Raw genomic sequence first — 25,719 nt, forward strand, 5'->3', positions numbered from 1 at the left:
AACGAAAACTTACCAGAAGCTTCGCAGTTCCAATGTGAGGCCGGATGCCTCAGGCAAAATATTCCTGAAGCGCCCGGACTTCGAGATCCCCGCTGAGGTATGCTTTGATGCCCTCAGCTGCGGCGACCGCTCCTGCAAGAGTGGTGTAGTAAGGTATCTTATGCAAGAGGGCAGCCTGTCTTAACGATCGGGAATCGGACAGGGCGCCAGCCCCTTCGGTGGTATTGAAGACGAGCTGGATATCACCGTTCTTCATGGCGTCGACCACGTGCGGCCGGCCCTCCAGCACCTTGTTGATCCGCTTGGCTTTGACGCCCTCGGCCTCGAGATATTTCTGGGTGCCGGCGGTCGCCAGGATCTGGAACCCGATCTCCTCCAGCAGCTTCACCGCCGGCAGGATGCGGGACTTGTCCGAATCGCGCACGGAGACGAAGAGCGTCCCGGTCTTCGGCACCTGGCTGCCGGCACCGAGCTGGCTCTTGGCGAAGGCGACCCCGAAGCCGCGGTCGAGGCCGATGACCTCGCCCGTCGAGCGCATTTCCGGCCCGAGCAGCACGTCGACGCCCGGGAAGCGGTTGAACGGGAACACGGCCTCCTTCACGCCGATATGCGGCAGTTCCTTCGGCGTCAGGCCGAACTTGGCGAGAGGCTCGCCGGCCATGACCCGGGCCGCGATCTTGGCGATGGGCTCGCCGATCACCTTGGCCACGAAGGGCACCGTGCGCGAGGCGCGCGGGTTGACCTCGAGCACGTAGATCGTTCCGTCCTTGATGGCGTATTGCACGTTCATCAGGCCGCCCACGTCGAGGGCCAGCGCCAGGGCCTTCGTCTGGCGCTCCAGCTCGGCGATGATCTCCGACGACAGGGAGCGCGGCGGCAGCGAGCAGGCGGAATCGCCCGAATGGATGCCAGCCTCCTCGATATGCTCCATGATGCCGGCGATGAAGGTGTCCTTGCCGTCGGCGAGGCAGTCCACGTCGACCTCGATCGCGTCCGAGAGGTAGCGGTCGAAGAGCAGGGGGTTCTTGCCCAGAACCGTGTTGATCTGGCCGGTCTTGTCGTTGGGGTAGCGGGCCTTGACGTCCGAGGGGATCAGGCTCGGCAGGGTGCCTAGCAGGTAATCCTCGAACTGGGCCTCGTCGCGGATGATCGCCATGGCCCGGCCGCCGAGCACGTAGGACGGGCGCACCACGAAGGGCAGGCCGAGATCGGCGGCGATCAGGCGGGCCTGCTCCACCGAATAGGCAATGCCGTTCTTGGGCTGCTTCAGGTGCAGCTTGTCGAGAAGGCGCTTGAACCGGTCGCGGTCCTCGGCGAGGTCGATGGCGTCCGGCGAGGTGCCGAGGATCGGCACGTCCGCCTCTTCGAGGGCGCGGGCGAGCTTGAGCGGGGTCTGGCCGCCGAACTGCACGATGACGCCGTGGAGCGTGCCCTTGGAACGCTCGGTCTCGATGATCTCCAGCACGTCCTCCTGCGTCAGCGGCTCGAAATAGAGCCGGTCGGAGGTGTCGTAGTCGGTCGAGACCGTCTCGGGGTTGCAGTTGATCATGATGGTCTCATAGCCCGCGTCCTTGAGCGCGAAGCAGGCATGACAGCAGCAATAATCGAACTCGATGCCCTGGCCGATCCGGTTCGGGCCGCCGCCGAGGATGATCACCTTCCTGGCGTCGGACGGATTGGCCTCGTCGGCGGGCTTGCCGGCGAAGGGGGCCGTATAGGTCGAGTACATGTAGGCGGTCGGCGAGGCGAACTCGGCCGCGCAGGTATCGATGCGCTTGAAGACCGGGCGCACGGACAGCGCGCGGCGCGCCTCGCGCACCTCGGCCTCGGTCTTGTGCGTGAGCACGGCGAGGCGGGCATCGGAGAAGCCGAGCGCCTTGATCTGGCGGAAGGCGCCGGGCGTCTGCGGCAGGCCGTGGGCCTTCACCCTGGCTTCCATGTCGACGATGTCCTGGAGCTGCTCCAGGAACCAGGGGTCGATCTTGCAGGAGGCATGGACCTCGTCGTGGCTTATGCCGAGGCGAAGCGCCTGGGCCACTTTCAGGATCCGGTCCGGGGTGGGCGTGCCGATGGCCGCCTTGATGGCGTTGCGGTCGTCGCCCTTGCCCAGGCCCTCGATCTCGATCTCGTCGAGGCCGGTGAGGCCGGTTTCCAGCGAGCGCAGGGCCTTCTGCAGCGATTCCGGGAAGGAGCGGCCGATGGCCATGGCCTCGCCCACGGATTTCATGGCCGTGGTCAGCGTCGGCTCGGCGCCGGGGAATTTCTCGAAGGCGAAGCGCGGGATCTTGGTGACCACGTAGTCGATGGTCGGCTCGAAGGAGGCAGGCGTCGCGCCGCCGGTGATGTCGTTGGCGATCTCGTCGAGGGTATAGCCGACGGCGAGCTTGGCCGCGACCTTGGCGATCGGGAAGCCGGTGGCCTTCGACGCCAGTGCGGACGAGCGCGAGACGCGCGGGTTCATCTCGATCACGATCATGCGCCCGCTCGCTGGGTCGATCGCGAACTGCACGTTCGAGCCGCCGGTCTCGACGCCGATCTCGCGCAGCACCGCCAGCGAGGCGTCGCGCATGATCTGGTATTCCTTGTCGGTGAGCGTCAGGGCCGGCGCCACGGTGATGGAATCGCCCGTGTGCACGCCCATCGGGTCGAAGTTCTCGATGGAGCAGACGATGATGCAGTTGTCCGCCTTGTCGCGGACGACCTCCATCTCGTACTCCTTCCAGCCGAGCACGCTCTCCTCGATCAGCACCTCGTTGGTGGGGGAGGCGTCGAGGCCGCGCTCGACGATGTCGAGGAACTCCTCGCGGTTATAGGCGATGCCGCCGCCGGTGCCGCCCATGGTGAAGGAGGGGCGGATGATGGCGGGCAGGCCCACCTCGGAGAGCGCAATGAGGGCCTCGCCCATGGCGTGCTCCTGGTAGCGCTTGCGGCGGTCGTTCTCGCCAGCATCCCATTTCAGCTTGTAGGCCGCGATGTGACGCTTCTTGTCGCCCGGATGCATGTCCATGGCTTCCATGCGCGCCAGCTCGGCCAGATAGGCATCGCGGTCGGCCTTCTTGAGGGCCGAGGCGTTGGCGAGGCGGGATTTCGGCGTGTCGAGGCCGATCTTGGTCATGGCCTCGCGGAAGAGCTGCCGGTCCTCGGCCTTGTCGATGGCCTCCGCGGTCGCGCCGATCATCTCGACGTTGAACTTCTCGAGCACGCCCATCTTCTTGAGTGACAGGGCGCAGTTCAGCGCCGTCTGGCCGCCCATGGTCGGCAGGATCGCGAATCCTCCTGGGAGAACTTGGCGCTCCTTCTCGATGATCTTGGCGACGATCTCGGGGGTGATCGGCTCCACGTAGGTTGCATCCGCGAGATCGGGATCGGTCATGATCGTCGCGGGGTTCGAATTGACCAGGACGATGCGGTAGCCTTCCTCCTTCAGGGCCTTTACGGCCTGCGTGCCCGAGTAGTCGAACTCGCAGGCCTGGCCGATGATGATCGGCCCTGCGCCGACGATGAGAATGGAGGAGATGTCAGTCCGCTTTGGCATTGGGCCACCCAGGCGTGTCCAGCCGCGCGGCCGTAAAGCTACGGCGCTTCGAGCGCAGCCGGGATGTGATCGGATTGTAGGTTGAGAGAGGCTCTTACACGGACCTTGAGCAAATTCAAAGGCCTGAGCCATGATTTAGACAGGCAATGCCCATGCGGTGAGATCCGCGCGGGATAAGGCAGGAACGGAGCTGGGAAAACATGGCCATGACGGAAGAACCGCGCTGGGCGTTGATCACGGGAGCCTCGAGCGGGATCGGCGCGGAGCTGGCCCGCGCCTTCGCCGCCCGGGGCTATGACCTGATCCTGGTGGCACGGCGGCATGAGCGGCTGGAGGCGCTGGCCCAGGAAATTCAGGGAAAGCACGGGGTCCGAGCCGAGACCATGGCCCTCGACCTGGAGGATAGGGAGTCGCCCCAGGATCTCGTCGAAATGCTTCGCGACAGGGGCATCCAGGTCCATACCCTCGTGAACAATGCCGGATTCGGGTTGAGGGGCAATTTCGCAACCCTGGCTTTCGAGCGGCAGCTCGCGATGATCGACTTGAATGTGAGAGCGCTCACGGCTTTGTCCCGCCTGCTGCTGCCGGGCATGATGGAGCGGGGATCCGGCGGCATCCTGAACGTGTCCTCCACGGCGGCCTTCCAGGCCGGTCCCCACATGGCCGTCTATTATGCCACCAAGGCCTTCGTGCTCTCCCTGTCCGAGGGGCTCCATGAAGAGGCCAAGCCTCGGGGCGTGACGGTGACGGCCCTTTGCCCGGGATCGACCGAGAGCGAGTTCTCCGCAAATGCGGATGTGGAATATTCCAGGACTCTCAGGCCCACGATCATGACGGCTGCGGAGGTGGCGCGGCTCGGCATCGAGGGCTACGAGGCGGGCCAGGCCATCGTGGTCACGGGTCGCACCAACTGGCTCGGCACCCTGGGGGCCAAGTTCCTCCCGCGCAGAATCGCCCGCAGGATCGCCGGGCGCCTTCAGCGGGGCGAGGTGACTGGCCACGCGGAACAGGCTAACGAGAAGGCGTGACCGCGCTTTCTCCTCTCCATCGCCTGAGCCGCCAGTTCACCGCCTTCTTCGGGGTGGGCATGGTTGCGGCCGTCGTTCATTACGGGCTTCTGATCGGCCTCGTGGAGGGCGGGGCGCTCCATCCGGTTCCGGCGACGCTTGCCGGCTACGTGGCGGGGGGCGCGGTTTCCTATGTGCTCAACCGCAGGCACACCTATGCCAGCAACCGGCCGCACCGGGAGGCGACCTGGCGCTTCGCCGCCGTCGCCTTCGTCGGTTTCCTGGTGACCTGGTTCCTCATGCATGCGTTCACTGTCTGGCTCAGCGCGCCCTATCTGCCCGCCCAGATCGTCACCACGGGCGTCGTCATGCTGTGGAGCTTTATCGCGCACAAGATTTGGACATTTGCCTAAGCCGGCGGCCGACGGCTGAGAATCGGCCTCGGTCCAAGCCTTCCATGCAGGTCAGGGCTGCGTTCGGGCGGGTCCTCCGAATCTTTTTGCAGTGCAATATTGGGCTTCGTCTTTCCCATATTTCACTGAGAAGCGTAGAGGCCCCATGTCCGACATGGCCATTGCCGAGGAAGCCTGTCTTGCGGTCAAGGACAGGGCTCCCGCCGTTCCGCAATCGCGACTGGCCGTTGCCCTGATCGAGCTCGCGCTCGCCGTCGGCAGCTTCGGCATCGGCACGGGCGAGTTCGCGATCATGGGTCTGCTGCCGAACGTGGCGCAGGAATTCAACGTCACGACGCCCCAGGCCGGACATGCCATCAGCGCCTATGCGCTCGGCGTCGTGGTCGGCGCGCCGATCATTGCGGTGCTGGCAGCCAAGCTCGCGCGCCAGACGCTGCTTCTCCTGCTGATGGCGGTGTTCGCAATCGGCAACGTGGTCAGTGCCGTGGCGCCGAGCTTCGAATCCTTCGTGCTCCTGCGCTTCCTCACCGGCCTGCCGCACGGGGCCTATTTCGGCGTGGCCGTCCTGGTCGCGGCCTCGCTGGTTCCGCCCAACAAGCGCACCCAGGCCGTGGCCCGGGTGATGATGGGCCTGACCGTCGCGACCCTCATCGGCACGCCCGTTGCCACCTGGTTCGGGCAGGCCCTGAGCTGGCGCATCGCCTTCGGCGCCGTCGGCTTCATGGCCGCGCTCACGGTGGTGCTCATCTGGTTGTTCCTGCCGAAAGACGAGGTCCACGAGGGGGCAAGCCCTATGCGCGAGCTCGGGGCCTTCAGGCGCAAGCAGGTCTGGTTCACGCTCGGCATCGGTGCGGTGGGCTTCGGCGGCCTGTTCTCCGTCTTCTCCTACATCGCCTCGACCGCGACCGAAGTCGCCGGGATGCCCGACAGCGCCGTTCCGATGATGATGGCGCTCTTCGGCTCCGGCATGATCGTCGGCAACCTCGTCGGCGCCTGGTTTGCCGACCGGAACCTGATGGCGACCATCGGTGGGGTGCTGGCCTGCAGCGTCGTGGTGATGACGGTGCTGTGGCTCACCGCGGAAAACCCGTTCATGCTCGCGCTCTGCGTCTTCCTCGTCGGCTGCAGCGTCGCCATCGGGCCGGCGCTCCAGACCCGGCTCATGGATGTGGCGGCCGACGCGCAGACCCTGGCAGCGGCGCTCAATCACTCCGCCTTCAACATCGCCAACGCCCTCGGCGCCTGGCTCGGCGGCCTGGCGATCGCGGCGGGCTATGGCTTTGCCGCGACCGGATGGGTCGGCGCGGCTCTGGCGGTTGCAGGTCTTTGCGTGTTCGGGCTCTCGCTCCTGAGCGATCAGCGTTCGGCGAAATCCTCGCTGTCGCGGGCCTGAACGGGACGCCCCACAAAGGTCATGCGCGCCTGATTGTGCCCGAGATTGCGCGCGGCGCGCTCGGGCACGAAGCCGGCATCCCTGAGCAGGTCGACGATCTCCTCCTCGCTGTACTGGGCAAGGCCGATCTCTTCGCGGATCTTGCGGTATTCCGAGAAGGCGGTGCGGGCGAGGCCGGTGACGGCCGACCGCAGGAATCCCCCCTGCCAGGCGAAGGAGAGCAGCGCTTTCGCATCGGTGACGGGGCTGATGTCCGGCGGGATGATGTCGCCGAGCACCAGCCGGCCATCGCACTTCAGCTTGTTCCGCGCGAGCGAGAGCAGGGCTCGGAACTCGTCGAGGGAGAGATACTGGACGAGTGAGTTCACGACGATGAGGTCGAGAGATTCCTCGGGCAGGTGAGGCACGTCGTCGGTCGAGACAACGGCGATTCGTCCGTTGCCCCTAAATTTTACGTTCAGACGCTCGCGCACCAGCGGCGCGGCATCGCTCAGATAAAGACACGCGCATTTGGCGGCAATCGTGTCCGCGAACAGCGCCTCGCCGCAGCCATAGTCGAGCACGATGGCCTCGGGCGAGGGGATGAGGCCGATGATGTCGTTGGCGATCAGCCGGTAGTGCAGCAGCTTGTGCCGCTCACTCGTATAGATCGGCGTGTCCTGGTTCCAGTAATCGCGCCAGTTCATCGAAAGTGCCCCGCTCCAGTCCCTGGCCACGAGTCATGGCGGGTTAGGCCTCGTTTCGCAACTCCGGCTTTCGAGGGGCAGGGGCATCACCCTCAGAGGCTGGTTCGAAAAGGGCTTCTGCTCCATAGCCCTCATCCTGAGGAGCAAGCATTGCTCGCGTCTCGAAGGACGAGGGCGTCTCCAGAGACCACTGGACGATCCTTCGAGACGCCGCTCCGCGGCTCCTCAGGATGAGATGCGACATTTATGAGCCTGCCTCTCAGGTCCACAGCTTGACGAGCGGTCCGTCGGCGCCGTCAACCGGGTCGGCATCGGGCAGGGGCAGCTGGGCGATGCGCTGCTGCGAGGCTGCGAGCGCCCCGGGATCGTCGCGGATCGTGTCGTAATCGGCACCACCCGGATAGGCGCCGACCACGGCGAAGTCGTCACTCGATTCGATGCAGGCATGGGCGACGCCGGCCGGGATGATTACAACGTCGCCGGCACTCACGCCCACCAGATCGCCGTCCTCGCCGCCGAACCGGACCCGGGCCGAGCCGGAGACGATGCCGAGCACCTCATGGGTGTTGGAATGGTAGTGATGGAAGTCGTGGATGCCGTTGATCCAGGCATTCGTCCAGCCGTTCTTGGCGAAGGTCGCCTTGAAGGTCCTGACGGCGTCATGCTCGGAGGGCGAGACCGCCCCGCGGCGCACGATCAGCGGCAGGGACGAATTCGGAACGATGCCGCTGCTGCGGAAGACGTAAGTCTCCGTGCCGAGCGGGGCGTTGTAGCCTTTCGCCTGAGCCATGTGCCTCTCCCTTCAGATCGCGGAGAGAACGCATGGTGCGGGCGAAAGATCGAGCGGGACCGTTGCAGGGTCGCTTACATGCCGATGAGCATCGCCGCGACCGCGCGGTCGATCGACAGGTAGAACATCGCAAACGCTACGAGGGCTGCGATGGCGAACTCCGCCGCCTGGCTCCTCATGATGCGGAACCGGGCGAACAGGTTCTGCCCGAAGACCGAGATCAGCCAGGCCGCCGTGAGCACCACCGGGAAGATGAAAAGATAGGACCAGGTGCTCTCGACCGTGCCCACATTGGTGGGGTCGATCAGGGGGCGGATGTTGCGCACCCAGGGAGCGTAAAGCGCGGCATAGAGCGAGGTCAGCCAGGAGAGCGTGACCGCGATGCCGAGATGGAACGTGAACAGGTTGTGCAGGCGGCTGAATTCGCCGGAATCGTCATCGAAATCCATTGGAAGAACCCCCAAACCAAGGATCGGAATCAATTATTTTTATAATTGATCATCGGTACCGTGATTTGGGCGGCCGGCGCAATCGACCGGTTTGTCGCGGCGCCGGCTCTCCCAACACATTTTCGTCAGGCTTAGGTCTGTCGGGCCCGTTTCTTTCAGACTTTGGCCTTTTTGTCGTCCATCAGCTGCACGAAGCGGTCGAACAGGTAATGGCTGTCCTGCGGGCCGGGCGAGGCTTCCGGGTGATACTGCACCGAGAAGGCGGGACGGTCGGTGAGCGAGATGCCGCAGTTCGAGCCGTCGAAGAGCGAGACATGGGTCTCGACCGCATTCGTCGGCAGGGTCTGCGGATCCACCGCGAAGCCGTGGTTCATGGAGGTGATCTCGACCTTGCCGGTGGTCTTGTCCTTCACCGGATGGTTCGCGCCATGATGGCCCTGGTGCATCTTCTTGGTCTTCGCGCCGACGGCGAGGCTCAGCATCTGGTGGCCGAGGCAGATGCCGAAGGTCGGGATCTTCTCGTCGAGCACCTTGCGGATCACCGGCACCGCGTATTCGCCGGTCGCGGCAGGGTCGCCGGGGCCGTTGGAGAGAAACACGCCATCCGGCTTGAGCGCCAGCACATCGTCCGCCGAGGCGGTGGCGGGCACCACCGTGACCTTGCAGCCGGCCCGGGCGAGAAGCCGCAGGATGTTGCGCTTCACGCCGTAATCGATGGCGACCACGTGATGCTTGAGAGCGCCGTCCTGGTGGCCGTAGCCCTCGCCCCGTGTCCAGGTGGTCTCCTCCCAGCCGTAGCGCTGGGCGCTGGTGACGAGAGGCACGAGATCCTGGCCGTCCATGGAGGGGAGGGCGGCGGCCTTGGCCTTCAGGGCTTCGAGGTCGAAATTGCCCTCGGGGCTATGGGCGATGACCGCATTCGGCATGCCCTTGTCGCGGATGAGTGCCGTCAGGGCCCGCGTGTCGATGCCGGTGAGGCCGACGATGCTGCGGGCTTTCAGCCAGGCATCGAGATCGCGGGAGGCGCGCCAGTTGGACGGCTCGGTGATCGAGGCCGCCAGAACGGCGCCGCGCACCCCCGAGGAGGAGGCGGCGTTGACGCTCTCGATGTCTTCCTCGTTGGTGCCCACATTGCCGATATGCGGGAAGGTGAAGGTGATGATCTGGCCGGCATAGGACGGGTCGGTCAGGATCTCCTGATAGCCCGTCATCGCGGTGTTGAAGCAGACCTCGCCGGTCGCCTCGCCGACGGCGCCGATGCCGAAGCCTTCGAGGACCGTGCCGTCCTGGAGCACGAGAACGGCCGTCGCGCGCGGCTCTGCCCAGCCACCCGCCGTGTCTTTGTCTTGCAGCATCGTCATGATCTCTTTAAGTCCGGGGCCAAGAGGCCGTGCTTGAGCAGGCCATGAATGGGCCGCCCGTGAACTATCCCCGTGACTTAAGGGGCCCGGCGCGTCCCGTCAACGTTCAAGCGACTTAAAACCAAGGAGAACTCCATGCTGCGCGACCGTTTCACCGCCGAAATGAAGGAGGCCATGAAGGCCGGCGACAAGGGCCGCCTCGGCGCCATCCGCCTGATCCAGGCCGCTCTCAAGGACAAGGACATCGAAGCCCGCGGCAACGGCAAGGAGCCCCTTTCGGACGAGGAGATCCTCGCTCTGCTCCAGAAAATGGTGAAGCAGCGCCAGGAATCGATCACCATGTACGAGCAGGGCGGCCGCACCGAACTCGCCGATCAGGAAAAGAACGAGGTCGCGGTGATCACCTCCTATCTGCCGCAGCAGATGGACGAGGCCGAGACCAAGGCCGCCATCCAGGCCGCCATCGCCGAGACCGGCGCCGCCTCGATGAAGGACATGGGCAAGGTCGTGGGTGCCCTGCGGGCAAAATATGCCGGCCGCATGGACTTCGCCAAGGCGAGCGGCCTAGTGAAGGAGATGCTGCCGAAGGGGTGAAGCCGACATCAGCGCATTGATCCCCTCCGCCGTCATGGCCGCACTTGTTGCAGCCACCCACGTTTTCGGAACCACGGCGTTGCAAAGACGTGGGTCCCCGGGACAAGCCCGGGGATGACGTGGAGGGTAGATGACGCCTGCACCCTTACTCTCACCGACGATAAGGACGCGGGCAGGGCCATTTCCCGCTCGGGACATCGGCGCGCATCGTGTTAAGAGAAGCGAACGGCTTACTTTCCGGCAATGCGCCTATCGAATCTGCGGTGACACATGAGCCTTGAACTCTGGCTGATCTATCTGGTGGCGGCCATCGGCCTCTCCCTGACGCCCGGACCCAATGGACTCCTCTCCCTGACCCATGGGGTCTGCTACGGCTTCCGGCCGACGATCTATACGGTGCTCGGCGGGGCGCTCGGGTTCTTCATCCTCATCGCGGCCTCGCTCGCCGGCATGGGGGCGCTCCTCGCCGCGTCCGAGCAGGCCTTCACGATCGCCAAGTGGATCGGCGCAGCCTATCTCGTCTATCTCGGCATCCGCATCTGGCGCGCGCCGGCATCGGTTCTGGAAGTCGCCCAACGGGAGGAGGGGCCGCGTCCGGTGCGTCCGTTCTGGATGTTCAACCAGGGCTTTTTCGTCGCCGTGTCGAACCCGAAGGCGCTGATCTTCTTCGCGGCTTTCCTGCCGCAATTCATGGTGCCGGGCGTCTCCTTCACGGTCCAGCTTGCGATCTTCGGCGGCACCTTCGTGGTCGTGGAGGTGCTCTACGAGCTTCTCCTCGCCGTCATGGCCGAGCGCATCGCACCCTGGCTGACCCGCCACGGCCGCTGGTTCAACCGGGCCGCCGGCGCGACCTTCGTCGGCATCGGCGCGGCGCTCACGACGGCGAGCCGCTAGGCGCGCCCCGGCGCATTGAACGGAAAAGCCAGCTCGACCGTTATGATTCCACAGATGTTGTGGAGTCGCGTATGGACAAGTTCTTCGCCAAGTTCGCCAATGGTGCGGCCCATGTGGCGGGAACTCCGATCGTGTTTCTGGCCTGCGTCGTCCTCGTCCTGGCCTGGGGGGCCTCGGGTCCCTTCTTCGACTACTCGGAGAACTGGCAGCTGGTGATCAACACCAGCACGACCATCATCACGTTCCTCATGGTCTTCCTGATCCAGAACACGCAGAACCGCGATGGTGCGGCCGTGCAGACCAAGCTCGACGAGCTCATCCGCTCATCGAGCGCGGACGACATCTTCATGGGAATCGAGAAGCTTACCGACAAGGAGCTCGAGGCGCTACACGACCGCTGCGAACAGATGGCCAAGGACAGCGCCGTCGTCCTTCAGAAGACCAAGGCCGAGCGCGCCAAGCGGGCGACCAAGCCGGGCACGCACCGGCACAGCGCCTGAGCGCCGGGAGCGATACAGGATCCGCCGTGTCGGGGTTCTCAATGGACTCTCACGCACGGGGGTGGCGATCGACGCAGTCGTCATCCAGGAGGTCGTGAAAGCTGATCCGGATCCGGCTGGTGTGACGGGTCGTGTCGGCCGCAGCCCCGAGGCCGATCAGGGCATTCATCTCGCCCACGAGACAACCACTACCGTCTGCAGACCTGAGCCGGACCTGGCGATGCCGGACATGCGCCTCGAATTCGTTGAGGAGGCACAGCGTAGCGGGATCGATGTCGATATCGACGCGGCCGAAGCGCTTGCCGTCTCCGCCGGTCGCCACTTCGAAGCCCGCCAGAAGATGGTGGAACTCCGCCGGCCATTCGACGATGGGATTTTGAGTGTGCGGCATGGATGGCCCTGAGCTTGGACATTCCTTTCACGGGAAAGGCTCCTAATCGATTCAAGCGACGGCTACGCTTCACGGTTCCATCGGCTTCGGCCTTGAAGACAAAATCAGGGCCGGTCCTGTGGATTGCGGGCACAGAAAAGCGTGGCTTTGGGTTTTTAACCTCGCGGCAGCCGCTCTAGTTTAAGGAGCAGGTTTGGAGATTTAACGCCTCGTGCGCTACCCGCCCCAGATCCTCGAAGAGATCCGCGCCCGGCTGCCGACCTCGGCAGTCGTCGGCAAGCGCGTGCGCCTGAAGAAGGCGGGGCGGGAATGGAAGGGGCTCTCTCCGTTCAATGCGGAGAAGACGCCGAGTTTCTACGTCAACGACCAGAAGCAGTTCTACCATTGCTTCTCTTCCGGCAAGCACGGCGACATCTTCACCTTCCTCATGGAGACGGAAGGGCTGTCCTTTCCCGAGGCCGTCGAGCGGCTTGCCGGCGAAGCGGGCGTCCCCCTGCCCAAGCTCTCCCGCGAGGACCGGGAAGAAGAGGTCAAGCGCAAGAGCCTCCATGACGTCATGGAGATGGCGGCGGAGTTCTTCGAATCCTCCCTCCAGGGCCGCTTCGGCGCCAAGGCGCGGGATTATCTGGCCGGGCGGGCCCTATCCCGCGACACGCAGGTGCGCTTCCGCATCGGCTATGCGCCGCCCGAGCGCTTTGCCCTGCGCGACCATCTCGCCGGCAAGGGCGTGACCATCGAGATGATGGAGGAGGCAGGCCTCGTGATCACCGGCCAGGACGTGAAGATTCCCTACGACCGCTTCCGCGACCGGGTCATGTTCCCGATCTGCGATCTTCGCGGCCGGGTCGTCGCCTTCGGCGGACGGGCGATGAGCGCCGACGTGCCGGCGAAGTATCTCAACTCCCCCGACACGCCGCTCTTCAACAAGGGACGGCTTCTCTACAATTATCACTTCGCCCGTCAGCCCGCCCATGACCGGGGCACGGTAATCGCGGTCGAGGGCTATGTGGACGTGATTTCCTTGAGCGTGGCGGGCTTTCCTCATGCGGTCGCGCCGCTCGGCACGGCGCTGACCGAGGACCAGCTCACGCTGCTCTGGCGCCTCGCCGAGGAGCCGATCCTCTGCTTCGACGGCGACAAGGCCGGGCAGCGGGCGGCCTACCGGGCTCTCGACGTGGCCCTGCCGAACCTGACGGCCGGCAAATCCCTGCGCTTCGCCATGCTGCCGGAGGGGCAGGATCCCGACGACCTTGCCCGCGCCGGCGGCAGCGCCGCGGTCGAGCGGGTTCTCGCCTCGGCGCGGCCGCTCGTCGACGTGCTCTGGGCGCGCGAATTCGAGGCGGGACCGCTCGACACGCCCGAGCGGCGGGCGGCCTTGGAGCGGCGCCTGCGCGAATCACTTGCACTGATTCGCGATGAAACTCTCAAGCGATACTACCGGGAGGAGGTCGAAAGCCGCCTTTCGGCGCTCAGCCCCGACAACCGGGCGGGACGATTCAACCGCCAGGGTGGGGGCCAAAGGCGCGACTTCCAGCGCCCCCAGGCGATGACGCCGAGCGCCCGCCTGAGCGTGTCGCCGCTGCTCGCCCGCAACCCGCTCTTTGTCGGCAACACCGGGGAAAGTCCGCGAGAAGGGATGATTCTCGGCACGTTCCTGATTCATCCGGAACTCGTTCAAAATCACGTGGAAACCCTTGCGGATCTTGAACTTGAGGGTCGGTCCACCCAAATGGTGCGCAGTCTCCTGCTCGATGGAGCGGCGAGCGGCGAACCAGCCGATCCGGCGGTCATGAAGGCTCGGCTGGAACGCGCCGGTCTGACGCCGGCAGCCGACAGGCTGATGGCTCTGGTTCGTCCCGGGGACCGGTGGATGCTCGATCCGCATGCGGATCCGTTGCGGCTTGAGGACGCATTGAGGCAAGCCATCACCTTGCATCGCCGCGCACGCACGTTACATAGCGAACTTCGAGCTGCCGAGCGCGCACTCGCCGAAGAGGACAATGAGGCCAATCTCGCCTGGCTGCGGGAGGTCCAAAACCAGCTGTCCTCCGTCGAAGGTGCCGAGGCCGATACGGACAATGCAGGGACTCTCGGGGGTCACTGATGTCTCACACGTCAGGGTGCGGCAGGCAGGGCGGCTGCCGCCCTCTGAGCAGGGGATGGTTAACGGTTAGTCAAGCGACTCGCTGTTTATAGTTGGGATGATTTCGGGTGGCAGAGCCCTCAGGCTTGCCGCCCATTCGCGCATCGCAGGTCCTGTAGGGCGGATCGGCGGCGCGCTGGAGTTGAGCAAAGCATGGCAACGAAGGCAACCGAACGGGACGAAGGCGAGACGGCAGCTCCGGAGCAGCAGAGCGACGGGCCCCTGCTCGACCTGAGCGATGCCGCCGTTAAACGGATGATCAAGCTCGCGAAGAAGCGCGGGTACGTCACTTACGATGAGCTGAACGAAGTCCTGCCTCCGGAGGAGTTCTCCTCGGAGCAGATCGAGGACGTGCTCGGGCAGCTCTCGGAGATGGGCATCAACGTGGTCGAGTCCGAGGAAACGGATGAGAACGCGCAGGCCGAGGCGGATGAGGAAGAGGCGGAGGGCGGCGACCTCGTCGAGACCGCGCAGACCCGCGCCGTCGTCGTCCGCGAGACCACGACCAAGGAACCGACCGACCGCACCGATGATCCGGTGCGCATGTATCTGCGCGAGATGGGCTCGGTGGAGCTTCTCTCCCGCGAGGGCGAAATCGCCATCGCGAAGCGCATCGAGGCCGGCCGCGAGGCCATGATCGCCGGGCTTTGCGAAAGCCCGCTGACCTTCCAGGCCATCATCATCTGGCGCGACGAGCTCGTCGAGGGCCGGGTGCTCCTGCGCGACATCATCGACCTCGAGGCCACCTATGCGGGCCCCGACGGCAAGGGCGCTCCGAAGGTGGAGGGCCTCGAGGAGGGCGAGAGCGAAGAGGAAGCCACCGAGGGCGAGGAGGGCATGACCCCACCCGAGGGCGAGCTCGACGACGACGACATGGAGAACAACGTGTCGCTCTCGGCCATGGAGGCCGAGCTGAAGCCGCGCGTGCTCGAAACCTTCGACTCCATCGCCGACAACTACAAGAAGCTGCGCCGCCTGCAGGTCGAGCATGTGGAACAGCGCATGCAGAACAAGCAGCTGACCCCGGCCCAGGAGCGCAAGTACAAGGAACTCAAGGCGGACATCGTCGCGGCCGTGAAGTCGCTGTCGCTGAACAACAACCGCATCGAGGCCCTGGTCGAGCAGCTCTACGACATCAACAAGCGCCTCATCTCCCATGAGGGCCGCCTGATGCGCCTGGCCGAGAGCCACGGCGTCGCCCGCGAGGAGTTCCTCAAGCATTATCAGGGTTGGGAACTCGATCCCAAATGGGTGCTGCGCGTCTCCAAGCTCGGCGGCCGGGGCTGGAAGGACTTCGTCGCCAAGGCGAAGGACGGCATCCACGACCTGCGCGAGAACATCCACAATCTGGCGAGCGAGACCGGCCTGGAGATCCAGGAGTTCCGCCGCATCGTCATGATGGTGCAGAAGGGCGAGCGCGAGGCTCGTCAGGCAAAGAAGGAAATGATCGAGGCGAACCTGCGTCTCGTGATCTCGATCGCCAAGAAGTACACGAACCGCGGCCTGCAGTTCCTGGACCTGATCCAGGAGGGCAACATCGGCCTCATGAAGGCGGTCGACAAGTTCGAGTACCGGCGCGGCTACAAGTTCTCGACCTACGCCACCTGGTGGATCCGGCAGGCGATCACCCGCTCGATCGCCGACCAGGCCCGCACGATCCGCATTCCGGTGCACATGATCGAGACGATCAACAAGATCGTCCGCACCTCGCGCCAGATGCTGCACGAGATCGGCCGCGAGCCGACCCCGGAGGAGCTGGCCGAAAAGCTCGCCATGCCGCTGGAGAAGGTGCGCAAGGTGCTGAAGATCGCCAAGGAGCCGATCTCTCTTGAGACGCCGATCGGCGATGAGGAGGATTCGCATCTCGGCGACTTCATCGAGGACAAGAACGCGATCCTGCCCATCGATGCGGCGATCCAGAGCAACCTTCGTGAGACGACGACGCGGGTCCTCGCCTCGCTCACGCCGCGCGAGGAGCGCGTGCTGCGCATGCGCTTCGGCATCGGCATGAACACCGACCACACCCTCGAAGAGGTCGGCCAGCAGTTCTCGGTGACCCGCGAGCGCATCCGTCAGATCGAGGCTAAGGCCCTGCGCAAGCTGAAGCATCCCTCGCGCAGCCGGAAGCTCAGAAGCTTCCTCGACAACTGAAGCAAGTTCAAAAGGCGGGTCTCGGACCCGCCTTTTTTCATGTGGGCGGGCGTTCCCGTCAGCCGAAGAAGGCGAAGGCCGCACCGCCCGCCGCGATCGCTGCGGCGCTCGCAGCCGACACGATCCAGCCGGCCTTCATTCCCCCTAAGCTCACCGTCATTCCGGCCTTCACGATGGTGTTCACCGCTGCGGCAATGCCGATGCCGAGCGCTGCGGTGGCGATCGTAATGCCGCTGTTCGCCAGACGGGCGAGCGAAAGCGTGATGGCGTCCACGTCGGCGATGCCGGAGAGGATCGCCAGAACGGTGATGCCGGCATCGCCCACGGAGGTGCTGATCACTTTCGCCAGAAGGCTGATCACGGCGATCAGGCCTGCGAGCTTCAGCGCGGTGCCGAGCTCGAAGGGGCTTTTCATGGACAGCTGCGGATGCTCGCTGTTTCCTCTTCCATGGGTGAAGAAGAGCAGGCCCGCGGTTGCGATCATCACGAGACCTGCCGCGCCGAGGGGCCATGCGAGCGGCAGAAGCAGTTCGCGGTTCAGGGCGCTCGCGATGACCAGCACGCGGGCGACCATCACTGAGCCCGACAACAGGATCCCGCCGGCCAGCAGCGGGCTCGCCTCCGGATGCTCGCGCGCCATGCGGGAGAGGGTAACGGTGGTTGCGGTGGAGGAGGCGAGGCCGCCGGCAAGGGCGGCGAGCGCGACGCCGGCCTGACTGCCCATGATCTTCACGGCGATGTATCGGCGAAGGACACCGCCGCGATGATGATGGCGAGCAGCCAGATCTCCGCCGGGTTGACCGAATCCCAAGGATCGACCGTCCGGTCCGGCAGGAGCGGCAGCGCGAGGAACGTCATCGCGAGCAGGATCAGAGCGGATCGGATCTCGAGCCATGTCAGCCGCCGCAGCCATTGATGGAGCGGGCGCTTCAGCGCCAGGATGAGCGTGACGGCGACGCCTGCCGCAATCGCGACCTGGAGCTCGCCAAGCACGGCATAGGCGCCGAGAGCGAAGGTGATCAGCCCGGCCACGACCCCGGTGACGCTGAAATTGCCCTCGGCCTTCGCCTCGAGCCAGGAAAATGCACTGAAGGCGAGGGAAAAGCCGAGAAAGGAGAGGGCGAGGAAGACCGGGCTGGTATGGTTCGTCAGGACCGCCGAGAGGGCACCGAGCAGGGCAACCAGCGTGTAGGTGCGCAGGCCCGCCGTACGCTCCCCCTCCGCCTCCTTCCGGTGCTGCCAGCCGCGTTCCAGGCCGATCAGCAGGCCGATGGCGAGGGCGACCGCCAGGCGAAAGAAGAGAGAGGTGTCGTCCATCCGGCTTTTTGCCCTCCACGCCCTTTGATCGTGCTCCCCCGGTTCATATTATGGCCAAGCTTGGGACGGCAAGGCCAGACCGATCCGTTGGGGCGGGTGCTTTGCTTCCGCCCGCCGCCATTATACCAGGGGCTTGATACCAGGGATTTGGTGCCCGGGTTGCCGCGCGTCCGGATTGAGAGGCATTGCCATGATCATCGGCCTGACCGTCATCCTCCTCTGCCAGCTTCTCGGCGAGGTCGTCGCCCGCGGGCTCGGCTGGCCGCTGCCCGGTCCCGTGCTCGGGATGCTTTTTCTTCTCGTTTTCTTGGGCCTGCGCGACAGGGTCGCGAAGAAGGTGCCCGAACTCGGCAAGCCTCTCGACGCGACGGGCAAGGGGTTGCTGGCGCATCTCTCTCTTCTCTTCATCCCGGCGAGCGTCGGGGTGGTTCAGCGCCTCGATGTGCTGGCGGATTACGGCGTCGGTCTCGCCATCGCGCTCGTCGCATCGACCTTCGTGACGCTGGTCGTAACGGTGGTGACCTTCGTCGTGGTATCGCGCCTGAGCGGCTCGACGATGGATGCGGAGGCCGGAACCCGTGACTGACCAGGCCTTCTCCCTCTGGGTCTATCTCTCGCAGACGCCGCTGCTCTGGCTCGTCGTGACGCTGTCGGCCTATGTGATTGCGGACCGCATCTCGCAGGCCTTCAGGCGCCATCCGATCTTCAATCCGGTTCTGATGTCGGTCATTGCCGTCGCGCTCGTGCTGTGGGCGACGCGCACATCCTATCCCGTCTATTTCGAGGGCGCGAAATTCGTGCACTTCCTGCTCGGCCCCGCGACCGTGGCACTGGCTATTCCGCTCTACGAGAACCGGCACATCGTGCTGCGCTCCATCGTGCCGATGATGGTGGCGCTCGTGGTCGGCTCGGTCACGGCCATCGTCTCTGCCGTGAGCATCGCGCAGCTCTTCGGCATGCCCAATTCCATCCTCATTTCGCTCGCGCCGAAATCCGTCACGGCGCCGGTCGGCATGGGCATCACGGAAGCGCTCGGCGGCGATCCGGCTCTCACCGCGATTCTCGTCATGCTGACCGGCGTCACAGGATCGATCATGGTGACGCCATTGATGAATGCCTTGCGCATGAACGACTGGCGCGCGCGGGGCTTCGCGGTGGGGCTCGCCTCGCACGGCATCGGGACGGCGCGCGCGTTTCAGGTCAATTCGCTCGCCGGCACCTTTGCCGGCATCGCCATGGGCCTCAACGCTCTCGTCACCGCGCTGCTTCTGCCGCTCGTGCTGAAGTTGTTGCTGGATTAGCCCAAGTTGCGCATTTGCGGATCGCAGTCCTATGATGCGCGCCGCTGCGTCGACGGAGCGAGATTGATGACCGACACCGTGTCCTCCAGGAAATCGACAAAGGTCGCAAAGAAGGCTGCGCCGAAGACATCGATCGCGAAAGCGTCGGAGCCGAAGCTGCTCTCCGGCGGCAATCCGCAGATCGCGAAGGGTTACGGCGATGCGCCCGTGCAGGCCTATATCGCGGCCATGCCGGGCTGGAAGAGCGAGGTCGGGCGCCGCATCGATGCGCTTATCGTACGCGTGGTTCCCGAGGTGAACAAAGCCGTGAAATGGAACTCGCCGTTCTACGGCGTCGAGGGCCAGGGCTGGTTCCTCAGCTTTCATTGCTTTGCAAAATACATCAAGGTGGCGTTCTTCCGCGGCACCTCGCTGCAGCCGTTGCCTCCCGGCGCGTCGAAGCAGAAGGAAGTGCGCTACCTCGACATCTACGAAGGTGATGGGGTCGACGACGCTCAGCTCACTGACTGGGTGAAACAGGCGAGCCAATTGCCCGGCGAACGGATGTGAGTGGCGATATGAAGAAAGCGACAGCCATGGAGAAAAGCGACGTGACGGATGCCGGTGGAGAAGACACGCCGTCTCAGCTGATCGATGCGAAGATCAAGGAGCTCGGCAACTGGCGGGGTGAAACGCTCGCTCGCATTCGCGCTCTCATCAGGCAGGCCGATCCCGAGGTGATCGAGGAGGTGAAGTGGCGCGGCGTTCCGGTGTGGTCGCATGGTGGGATCATCTGCACCGGCGAGACCTATAAGAGCGTCGTGAAGATGACCTTCGCCAAGGGCGCCTCGCTGGAGGATCCTGCACGCCTGTTCAACTCCAGCCTCGAAGGCAACACGCGGCGTGCCATCGACATCCGTGAAGACGAGACGATCGACGAGGAGGCGCTGATGGCGCTCATCCGCGCGGCGGTCGCGTTGAACACGTCGAAGAAGGCCGCGGCTCGTTCCGTTCGCGGGAAGGCTGGCGCTCCGGCTCGGTGAGACCCTCACGTCATGGCCGGGCTTGTCCCGGCCATCCCGATATGGTGAAACGCCGGCCTCAATCAATCGGGATCACCGGCACAAGGCCGGTGATGACGTGGTATGGCGCGTTACTAATGTTGAGAAGCGATCAGACAGCTAAAGCGGTCTCTCGGATGGCTTCGGATCGCTCGCTCCCAAACTGCCGGTCGTCTCGTTCTGTTTCGGCAGAAAGGCCGGCACGAGTCCATCCGTGACAAGCGCGTGAAGCTGCCCGACATAGTTGTCCTCGCGCGAAGGCTCGGTTGAGTTGGAGGTCATGACCACCGTCAGCCCGAGGCTTGGGATCACGTAGAGCATCTGCCCGCCGAAGCCCCAGGCGTAATAAGCCTGGTGACCGTGCATCTCGCGTAGGAACCAGCCATAGCCGTAACGGTCGCCGGTGAACGGCGAGGACGTGCGCGGCGTCCAGGATTCCCGGATCCAGTTCTCCGACACCACGCGCTTGCCGTGGATGATGCCGCCGAGCCGGTACATCTCGCCGAAGCGATGAAGGGCGCGCGGCGACAGCGCCATCTCGTTGCCGCCGAGAAAGATGCCCTGCGGATCGCGCGTCCACGGCGCTATCGTGATATCGAGCGGCTCGCCGAGCCAGTCGCGGGCAAGTTCCAGGGTGCTGCGCTTCGCGGCGCGCGTCAGCGCCGCCGAGAGCAGATGCGTGCTCCCCGTCGAATAGAGCATGCGCCCGCCGGGCTCGTCCACGAAGGGGCGCGAGAGCGCATAACGCACCCAGTTGCCGCTGCCGATCCAGGCGCCGTAATTGCGGCCCGAGGTACGTTCCAGCCCCGCCTGCATGGACAGAAGATGGCCGATCGTGACCTGCCGGATCCGCGCATCGGCATCGGGCGGAATACTTTGCCCGAGGATCGATGCGACAGGCTGGTCGGTGCCCTTCAGCACGCCGCGCTCGATGGCCACGCCGACAAGTGCCGACATGATCGTCTTGGATGCCGACTTGATGTTCGTCGGCCGGTCGAACCGTGCCCCCTGCAGCGCCCGTTCCGCCAGCACCGCGCCGTTATGGGACACGATGAGCGAGCGGAGATTCGGAAGCGCCGCGGCGCGCTCCACAACCTCCTCGATCAGCGCCTTGTCGGGCGCAGGAGGAGGGGAGGCAGGCTGTGCGGACGCGATGCCGGCGAAGGTCAGCGCCAGGGCGAACGCCAATCCGGCTTTGGGTCGTGCGAAGCTTGAGAGGAGAGGCATGGAGGAGTTGGGATATCCAGTTGCTGTCGGTCAAGAACCGAGATGGATGGGCGTTCCGGACGGGCAACATCCTCACACGCCATCGTGAGCAGACTGCACCCATGCGGGCCTCCAGACCCTGCCCTGCGCCGACCGCAATTGAGCTTTCGCGCCGGAAGCGTTATTTGCGCAACAAATTCGTGAATATAAGGCAATCAACATGTTGAAATCGTGGTTTACGCGGCCGCTCTGGCAGCGTGTCGCGGTGGGCTTTGCCCTCGGCATCCTGGCCGGCGTGCTGGCAGGGGAGCAGGCAGCCATCTGGTTCAAGCCCCTCGGCGACATCTATCTGAACCTCGTGCGGATGATCGTCATCCCGCTCGTGTTCTTCACCATCACCTCGAGCGTGGCCAGGCTGGCGGAAGCCGGCAGCGTGGCAAGCTTGGGGCTGCGCACCCTGTTCTGGTTCATCGCCACCTCAGCCATCGCCGTGCTCGTCGGCATCGCCTTCGGTCATCTCATCGATCCCGGCCTCGGCCTGTCGAACCTGCCGCTCGGCGAGGTGAAGCCGCGCACGATCCCGAGCCCGCTCGAGGTGCTGATCGGCATCGTGCCGACGAACCCGATCAAGGCCATGGCCGATACGAATGTGCTGCAGGTGCTGTTCTTCGCGGGCATCGTCGGCGCGGCCCTCGTCTCGCTGGGCGACAAGACGGCTGGTATCCGCAACTTGGTCGATCAGGGCGCGACGCTTGTCTTCCGCATCACGCGCTGGGTGCTGCAGCTCACGCCGATCGGCACCTTCGGCCTGATCGCCTGGGTGGTCGGTCGCTACGGCCTCACATCGCTGCTGCCGCTCGGCAAGTTCATCGCGGCCATGTATCTCGCCTGCCTGTTCCACATCGTCGTGGTCTATGGCGGTCTGCTCAAGCTGCACGGCCTGAAGGTCGGCCGCTTCTTCCGCGGCGCGGCGCCTGCCATGCAGATGGCCTTCGCCACCTCGTCGAGCCTCGCCACGCTGCCGATGTCCCTGCGCGTGGCGGTCGAGAAGCTCGGCGTGCCGCAGAGCTATGCGAGCTTCGCGGTGCCGCTCGGCGCCAACGTGAAGATGGACGGCTGCGGCGCGATCTACCCCGCCATCGCCTCGATCTTCATCGCGCAGTATTTCGGCCTCGACCTGTCGCTGACGCAATACGTGCTGATCGGCCTGACCGCGGTTCTGGGTTCGCTCGGCACCGCCGGCGTGCCGGGTACCTCCATCGTCATGCTGACGCTCACCTTGAGCACCGCGGGCCTGCCGCTCGAGGGCATCGGCTACATCGTCGCCATCGACCGCGTCGTCGACATGATGCGCACCATGACCAACGTGACCGGCCAGATTCTCGTGCCGGTGATCGTGGCGAAGGAGGAGCGGATTCTCGATCAGGCCGTCTATGATGGGGCCGTCGAAACGCATACTCCCGCGGGGGAAACAGTTCTCGTCGCTGCCGAGTGATTGGCGGCAAGCAGCCAAACAAAAAGGCGGGCTCGATGGCCCGCCTTTCTTTTTGAATTTACGTCAGTCAGATGTTGGCTCGACAACGATATCGTACCCACTGTCCTCATCCTGAGGAGGTCACGAAGTGACCGTCTCGAAGGAGGATCCAGTGCTCTCTGGACGCTCCTTCGAGACGCAGCTTCGCTGCTCCTCAGGATGAGGGAAGAGATTTACGAGTCAGTCGTTCAGAATAGGAAGTCGGACGCGCCGATCAGGGCGAGCTTCACGTTGAGCAGCGTGATCGACTGGCCGTTCGCCTTGATCAGCACGTCGTCGATCCGGCCGTCGCTGTCGCCGTTGACCTGGCTGATGCCGAGCTTGTCGAAGCTCAGGGCGTTGCCGCGCAGGTCGATGCGGTCGCTGCCGTTCTGGAAGTCGGTGATCTTGTCCTTGCCCCACTTGCCGGAGAAGACGAACCTGTCCGCACCCGTGCCGCCGGTGAGGGTATCGTTGCCGGTGCCGCCGACGAGCGTGTCCCTGCCGGCGTCGCCATAGAGCCGGTCATTGCCGGAATCGCCGTAGAGCTTGTCGTTGCCCGCTCCGCCGTGGAGGCGGTCGTTCCCGGCCTTGCCGTAGAGCTTGTCGTTGCCGCCGAACCCGTTGATCACATTGGCGCCGCTCGTGCCGTTGAGCGTCTCGCCGGCGGCGGTGCCGTCGATCGTCGTTGCAGGCGGCACCGATGCGCGCATGGGGTCGATGAGATCGAGCTTCACGCTCTTGGAGCCGATCGTCACCGACTTGGTCATGGAGGAATAGCCGCCCCCCGAGAAGGTGACCGTATAGGTGCCGGGATCGAGCGAGAGAGAGTAGCCGCCGGCACTCTGCGACTTGGTGCTGGTGCGGGCGCCGGCCGCGCTCACGGCGGTGATGGTGAGGCCGCTCAATCCTTCGCCGACGTCGTAAAAGTTGTCGCCGTCCCTGTCGTCCATGGTCACGCCGGTGAGGAAGATTTTGGTGCCGGAGCGGGCGAAGTTCTGGGTGACGAAGGCTCCGTCCCAGCTCTGGTAGCCGCCGACCTGGAAGCCGATTCCGATCTCGCGGAAGGCGCTGTTGAGGATGTTGGCCTTGTGGCCGGCGCTGTTCATCAGGTTCCTGTGCAGCAGCTGCACCTCGTCCTGATAGCCCGTCGGCGCGCGCGTGCTCGCCCAGGCAATGTTCTCGGCGGAAAGCCAGGAGCCTAGGAAATCGTACCCGGCAGCCCTCATCCGATCGGTGGGAGACGAGCCGCCCGAACCGATATGGGCAAAAGTATCCGTCGCGATCATCCAGCTGCTGTGGCCGTCCGCGGAATCGTTGAGGTCGCCGTTGAAGACGAGCGGCTGGGCGCCCGTCTTGGCGCGTTCGCGGTTCACCAGTTCGAGCATGAACTGCTCGTAGGCCGTCGCTTGCGACATGAAATACCCCCTCGGTCTTATGGTTTTTGCCCAGTCGCGGGCCAATTGGCGAGACTTCCTGCCAGCTAAAGGCGAAATAGGGTAAAGGTGTGGCTCACCCGATATTCTGTTTCATCGATGGGCGGGCATGAGACGGCGCTGCCCCTACCTTCACCGTAACCCAGCTCTGCAGGATGGGATGGAGATCGCTCCTCCATTCTGGTCTAAAGGAAGATCTGGAAACGCCTCATGCCCGGCTCACACGCAAGCTTGGCTGCACCAAGAAGACGATCGATGACCGCCGAATCCTCCGCCATCTCCGTTGCACCGGCTCGCCCTTCGGCAGAGCGCCTCGCCGTTCCGATTCTGGCGGCGATCAGCGTCTCGCACCTGCTGAACGACCTGATGCAATCCTTGCTGCCGGCGATCTACCCGATCCTCAAGAGCAGCTTTCATCTGGATTTCGGCCAGATCGGCCTTCTCACGCTGACCTTCCAGTGCACCGCCTCGTTGCTCCAGCCCCTGGTCGGGACATTCACCGACCGCCGGCCGCAGCCGTTCTCCCTCGTCGCCGGCATGGGCTTCACCCTCGTCGGCCTGCTGACCCTGTCGCAGGCCGCGTCCTATCCGATGCTGCTGCTCGCAGCCGCTCTTATCGGCATGGGTTCCTCTGTCTTCCACCCGGAATCCTCCCGGGTCGCGCGTCTCGCCTCCGGCGGACGCCTGGGGCTCGCGCAATCGGTGTTCCAGGTCGGCGGCAATATGGGCAGCGCGCTCGGACCGCTGCTCGCGGCCTTCATCGTCGTCCCGTTCGGGCAGCCGAGCATTGCGTGGTTCTCCGTCGTTGCCCTGCTTGCGATGGTGATCCTCGCCGCCGTAGGACGCTGGTATCGGGCGAAGCTCGCCGACCTGCGCGCGAAGCCGCGCGTCGCGGAGAAGGGGTCTTCCGTTCCAAAGGCGCGCGTCGTCGTCTCGATCGCGATCCTGATGGCCTTGATCTTCTCGAAGGACTTCTACGTCGCGAGCTTCACCAACTATTTCACCTTCTACCTGATCTCGAAGTTCCAGGTCTCCGTGCAGGACGCGCAGATCTATCTCTTCGTCTTCCTCGGCGCGCTCGCTGTCGGCACGGTTCTCGGCGGGCCTGTGGGCGACAGGATCGGACGCCGCTACGTGATCTGGATCTCGATCCTCGGTGTTCTGCCGTTCACGCTCGCGCTGCCCTTCGCAAACCTGTTCTGGACGGTGGCCTTGAGCATGATCGTCGGAATCGTCATCGCATCCGCTTTCTCGGCCATCCTCGTCTATGCGACGGAACTCGTTCCCGGCCGCGTCGGCATGATCGCGGGGCTGTTCTTCGGCCTGTCCTTCGGCATGGCGGGCTTGGGGGCCGCGGCGCTCGGTCAATTGGCCGACATGACGAGCATCGCGACCGTCTACAAGGTCTGCTCGTTCCTGCCGGCCATCGGTCTGCTCGCGTATTTCCTGCCCAAGATCGAGCAGAAGCATTTTTGAGAATTCGGATCTCAAAAGAGGCAAAACGCCTCTTATCCCTCCTCCTCCTTGTGGGGAGGAGTTGGAGGTGGGGGTGCAGGCGCGTGCTTTCTGTTTCGCACCATGGTTGCCGCAGCCTACCTC

The 25,719-nt window shown here is 64.6% G+C and carries 24 protein-coding genes; 14 read left to right on the forward strand and 10 right to left on the reverse strand.

Annotation, left to right across the window (positions count from 1 at the left end; genetic code table 11):
• Positions 1-49 precede the first annotated feature (49 nt).
• A complete protein-coding gene (gene carB, locus JKL46_RS26730) occupies positions 50-3,667 on the reverse strand; it encodes a carbamoyl-phosphate synthase large subunit (RefSeq protein WP_484502703.1) in 3,618 nt (1,205 codons plus the stop codon).
• Positions 3,668-3,741: 74 nt separating this feature from the next.
• Between carB and JKL46_RS26735 the strand changes: the two genes are divergently transcribed.
• The 3 genes from JKL46_RS26735 (at position 3,742) to JKL46_RS26745 (ending at position 6,348) form a co-directional block, all read left to right on the forward strand.
• A complete protein-coding gene (locus JKL46_RS26735; protein ID WP_246529549.1) occupies positions 3,742-4,563 on the forward strand; it encodes an SDR family NAD(P)-dependent oxidoreductase in 822 nt (273 codons plus the stop codon).
• Positions 4,560-4,955, forward strand: a complete 396-nt coding sequence (locus JKL46_RS26740) for a GtrA family protein (RefSeq protein ID WP_343074127.1) — start codon at positions 4,560-4,562, stop codon at positions 4,953-4,955. Before JKL46_RS26735 ends, JKL46_RS26740 begins: the two co-directional genes overlap by 4 nt.
• A gap of 145 nt (positions 4,956-5,100) precedes the next feature.
• Complete coding sequence (locus JKL46_RS26745; RefSeq protein ID WP_201838960.1) at positions 5,101-6,348, forward strand: MFS transporter; 1,248 nt, start codon at positions 5,101-5,103, stop codon at positions 6,346-6,348.
• Here the strand turns inward: JKL46_RS26745 and JKL46_RS26750 are convergent.
• From JKL46_RS26750 to carA, 4 genes are all read right to left on the reverse strand, one after another.
• Positions 6,312-7,034 (reverse strand): class I SAM-dependent methyltransferase, encoded by a 723-nt coding sequence (locus tag JKL46_RS26750; RefSeq protein ID WP_201838961.1) that lies wholly within the window; start codon positions 7,032-7,034, stop codon positions 6,312-6,314. The genes JKL46_RS26745 and JKL46_RS26750 overlap by 37 nt on opposite strands.
• A gap of 259 nt (positions 7,035-7,293) precedes the next feature.
• A complete protein-coding gene (locus JKL46_RS26755; protein ID WP_201838962.1) occupies positions 7,294-7,824 on the reverse strand; it encodes a cupin domain-containing protein in 531 nt (176 codons plus the stop codon).
• 74 nt (positions 7,825-7,898) lie between these two features.
• On the reverse strand, positions 7,899-8,273 hold the full coding sequence (locus JKL46_RS26760) for a hypothetical protein (RefSeq protein WP_201838963.1): 375 nt from the start codon (positions 8,271-8,273) through the stop codon (positions 7,899-7,901).
• Positions 8,274-8,428: 155 nt separating this feature from the next.
• Positions 8,429-9,628 carry a glutamine-hydrolyzing carbamoyl-phosphate synthase small subunit gene (gene carA, locus JKL46_RS26765; RefSeq protein WP_201838968.1) on the reverse strand — a complete coding sequence of 400 codons (1,200 nt, stop codon included), beginning with the start codon at positions 9,626-9,628 and terminating at the stop codon, positions 8,429-8,431.
• A 141-nt stretch (positions 9,629-9,769) separates the two neighbouring features.
• Here carA and JKL46_RS26770 point away from each other — a divergent pair, with 141 nt between their 5' ends.
• From JKL46_RS26770 to JKL46_RS26780, 3 genes are all read left to right on the forward strand, one after another.
• Positions 9,770-10,228: a GatB/YqeY domain-containing protein gene (locus JKL46_RS26770; protein ID WP_201838969.1), complete on the forward strand. Its 459-nt coding sequence runs from the start codon at positions 9,770-9,772 to the stop codon at positions 10,226-10,228.
• Positions 10,229-10,498: 270 nt separating this feature from the next.
• Entirely contained in the window at positions 10,499-11,122 is a 624-nt protein-coding gene (locus JKL46_RS26775) for a LysE family translocator (protein WP_201838970.1), read from the forward strand.
• 71 nt (positions 11,123-11,193) lie between these two features.
• Entirely contained in the window at positions 11,194-11,622 is a 429-nt protein-coding gene (locus tag JKL46_RS26780) for a low affinity iron permease family protein (protein ID WP_201838971.1), read from the forward strand.
• Positions 11,623-11,671: 49 nt separating this feature from the next.
• On the opposite strand, the gene JKL46_RS26785 is transcribed toward JKL46_RS26780, so the two are convergent.
• Positions 11,672-12,013: a hypothetical protein gene (locus JKL46_RS26785; RefSeq protein ID WP_201838972.1), complete on the reverse strand. Its 342-nt coding sequence runs from the start codon at positions 12,011-12,013 to the stop codon at positions 11,672-11,674.
• Positions 12,014-12,224: 211 nt separating this feature from the next.
• On the opposite strand from JKL46_RS26785, the gene dnaG reads away from it, so the two are divergent.
• Together dnaG and rpoD are read left to right on the forward strand one after the other, a co-directional pair.
• Positions 12,225-14,117, forward strand: coding sequence for a DNA primase (gene dnaG / locus JKL46_RS26790; protein ID WP_201838973.1), 1,893 nt, complete (start codon positions 12,225-12,227; stop codon positions 14,115-14,117).
• A 192-nt stretch (positions 14,118-14,309) separates the two neighbouring features.
• Positions 14,310-16,307: an RNA polymerase sigma factor RpoD gene (gene rpoD, locus JKL46_RS26795; RefSeq protein WP_201838974.1), complete on the forward strand. Its 1,998-nt coding sequence runs from the start codon at positions 14,310-14,312 to the stop codon at positions 16,305-16,307.
• Between the two features lie 58 nt (positions 16,308-16,365).
• Here the strand turns inward: rpoD and JKL46_RS35785 are convergent, their stop codons facing one another.
• Together JKL46_RS35785 and JKL46_RS35790 are read right to left on the reverse strand one after the other, a co-directional pair.
• Positions 16,366-17,031, reverse strand: coding sequence for a DUF4010 domain-containing protein (locus JKL46_RS35785; RefSeq protein ID WP_246529552.1), 666 nt, complete (start codon positions 17,029-17,031; stop codon positions 16,366-16,368).
• A 5-nt stretch (positions 17,032-17,036) separates the two neighbouring features.
• Positions 17,037-17,624, reverse strand: coding sequence for an MgtC/SapB family protein (locus JKL46_RS35790; RefSeq protein WP_246529550.1), 588 nt, complete (start codon positions 17,622-17,624; stop codon positions 17,037-17,039).
• Positions 17,625-17,814: 190 nt separating this feature from the next.
• On the opposite strand from JKL46_RS35790, the gene JKL46_RS26805 reads away from it, so the two are divergent.
• The 4 genes from JKL46_RS26805 (at position 17,815) to JKL46_RS26820 (ending at position 19,947) form a co-directional block, all read left to right on the forward strand.
• The gene (locus JKL46_RS26805) at positions 17,815-18,210 is read left to right on the forward strand and encodes a CidA/LrgA family protein (protein WP_201838975.1); all 396 of its coding nucleotides are present in this window, start codon (positions 17,815-17,817) and stop codon (positions 18,208-18,210) included.
• Complete coding sequence (locus tag JKL46_RS26810) at positions 18,185-18,925, forward strand: LrgB family protein (protein ID WP_201838977.1); 741 nt, start codon at positions 18,185-18,187, stop codon at positions 18,923-18,925. The genes JKL46_RS26805 and JKL46_RS26810 overlap by 26 nt, the downstream gene beginning before the upstream one ends.
• A gap of 66 nt (positions 18,926-18,991) precedes the next feature.
• Positions 18,992-19,474, forward strand: a complete 483-nt coding sequence (locus tag JKL46_RS26815; RefSeq protein WP_201838978.1) for a DUF1801 domain-containing protein — start codon at positions 18,992-18,994, stop codon at positions 19,472-19,474.
• 8 nt (positions 19,475-19,482) lie between these two features.
• Positions 19,483-19,947, forward strand: a complete 465-nt coding sequence (locus JKL46_RS26820) for a DUF1801 domain-containing protein (RefSeq protein WP_201838979.1) — start codon at positions 19,483-19,485, stop codon at positions 19,945-19,947.
• A gap of 138 nt (positions 19,948-20,085) precedes the next feature.
• Here JKL46_RS26820 and JKL46_RS26825 read toward each other — a convergent pair whose 3' ends face one another.
• Positions 20,086-21,192, reverse strand: coding sequence for a serine hydrolase domain-containing protein (locus JKL46_RS26825; protein ID WP_201838980.1), 1,107 nt, complete (start codon positions 21,190-21,192; stop codon positions 20,086-20,088).
• Positions 21,193-21,391: 199 nt separating this feature from the next.
• Here JKL46_RS26825 and JKL46_RS26830 point away from each other — a divergent pair, with 199 nt between their 5' ends.
• Positions 21,392-22,666 carry a dicarboxylate/amino acid:cation symporter gene (locus JKL46_RS26830; RefSeq protein WP_210381479.1) on the forward strand — a complete coding sequence of 425 codons (1,275 nt, stop codon included), beginning with the start codon at positions 21,392-21,394 and terminating at the stop codon, positions 22,664-22,666.
• Positions 22,667-22,893: 227 nt separating this feature from the next.
• Here JKL46_RS26830 and JKL46_RS26835 read toward each other — a convergent pair whose 3' ends face one another.
• Positions 22,894-24,102, reverse strand: a complete 1,209-nt coding sequence (locus JKL46_RS26835; protein WP_201838981.1) for a CAP domain-containing protein — start codon at positions 24,100-24,102, stop codon at positions 22,894-22,896.
• A 273-nt stretch (positions 24,103-24,375) separates the two neighbouring features.
• Between JKL46_RS26835 and JKL46_RS26840 the strand changes: the two genes are divergently transcribed.
• A complete protein-coding gene (locus JKL46_RS26840) occupies positions 24,376-25,596 on the forward strand; it encodes an MFS transporter (RefSeq protein ID WP_201838982.1) in 1,221 nt (406 codons plus the stop codon).
• Positions 25,597-25,719 lie beyond the last annotated feature (123 nt).

The organism is Microvirga zambiensis WSM3693 (genome assembly GCF_016735695.1).
Taxonomy (GTDB): Bacteria; Pseudomonadota; Alphaproteobacteria; order Rhizobiales; family Beijerinckiaceae; genus Microvirga; species Microvirga zambiensis.

Bases quoted from the DNA above. Each gene is read 5' to 3' on its own strand.
- carB (WP_484502703.1), bottom strand. From the start codon at position 3,667: ATGGCTCAGGCCTTTGAATTTGCTCAAGGTCCGTGTAAGAGCCTCTCT.
- JKL46_RS26735 (WP_246529549.1), top strand. From the start codon at position 3,742: ATGACGGAAGAACCGCGCTGGGCGTTGATCACGGGAGCCTCGAGCGGG.
- JKL46_RS26745 (WP_201838960.1), top strand. From the start codon at position 5,101: ATGTCCGACATGGCCATTGCCGAGGAAGCCTGTCTTGCGGTCAAGGAC.
- JKL46_RS26750 (WP_201838961.1), bottom strand. From the start codon at position 7,034: ATGAACTGGCGCGATTACTGGAACCAGGACACGCCGATCTATACGAGT.
- JKL46_RS26755 (WP_201838962.1), bottom strand. From the start codon at position 7,824: ATGGCTCAGGCGAAAGGCTACAACGCCCCGCTCGGCACGGAGACTTAC.
- JKL46_RS26760 (WP_201838963.1), bottom strand. From the start codon at position 8,273: ATGGATTTCGATGACGATTCCGGCGAATTCAGCCGCCTGCACAACCTG.
- carA (WP_201838968.1), bottom strand. From the start codon at position 9,628: ATGCTGCAAGACAAAGACACGGCGGGTGGCTGGGCAGAGCCGCGCGCG.
- JKL46_RS26770 (WP_201838969.1), top strand. From the start codon at position 9,770: ATGCTGCGCGACCGTTTCACCGCCGAAATGAAGGAGGCCATGAAGGCC.
- JKL46_RS26775 (WP_201838970.1), top strand. From the start codon at position 10,499: ATGAGCCTTGAACTCTGGCTGATCTATCTGGTGGCGGCCATCGGCCTC.
- JKL46_RS26780 (WP_201838971.1), top strand. From the start codon at position 11,194: ATGGACAAGTTCTTCGCCAAGTTCGCCAATGGTGCGGCCCATGTGGCG.
- JKL46_RS26785 (WP_201838972.1), bottom strand. From the start codon at position 12,013: ATGCCGCACACTCAAAATCCCATCGTCGAATGGCCGGCGGAGTTCCAC.
- rpoD (WP_201838974.1), top strand. From the start codon at position 14,310: ATGGCAACGAAGGCAACCGAACGGGACGAAGGCGAGACGGCAGCTCCG.
- JKL46_RS35785 (WP_246529552.1), bottom strand. From the start codon at position 17,031: ATGGGCAGTCAGGCCGGCGTCGCGCTCGCCGCCCTTGCCGGCGGCCTC.
- JKL46_RS35790 (WP_246529550.1), bottom strand. From the start codon at position 17,624: ATGGACGACACCTCTCTCTTCTTTCGCCTGGCGGTCGCCCTCGCCATC.
- JKL46_RS26805 (WP_201838975.1), top strand. From the start codon at position 17,815: ATGATCATCGGCCTGACCGTCATCCTCCTCTGCCAGCTTCTCGGCGAG.
- JKL46_RS26810 (WP_201838977.1), top strand. From the start codon at position 18,185: ATGCGGAGGCCGGAACCCGTGACTGACCAGGCCTTCTCCCTCTGGGTC.
- JKL46_RS26815 (WP_201838978.1), top strand. From the start codon at position 18,992: ATGACCGACACCGTGTCCTCCAGGAAATCGACAAAGGTCGCAAAGAAG.
- JKL46_RS26820 (WP_201838979.1), top strand. From the start codon at position 19,483: ATGAAGAAAGCGACAGCCATGGAGAAAAGCGACGTGACGGATGCCGGT.
- JKL46_RS26825 (WP_201838980.1), bottom strand. From the start codon at position 21,192: ATGCCTCTCCTCTCAAGCTTCGCACGACCCAAAGCCGGATTGGCGTTC.
- JKL46_RS26830 (WP_210381479.1), top strand. From the start codon at position 21,392: ATGTTGAAATCGTGGTTTACGCGGCCGCTCTGGCAGCGTGTCGCGGTG.
- JKL46_RS26835 (WP_201838981.1), bottom strand. From the start codon at position 24,102: ATGTCGCAAGCGACGGCCTACGAGCAGTTCATGCTCGAACTGGTGAAC.
- JKL46_RS26840 (WP_201838982.1), top strand. From the start codon at position 24,376: ATGACCGCCGAATCCTCCGCCATCTCCGTTGCACCGGCTCGCCCTTCG.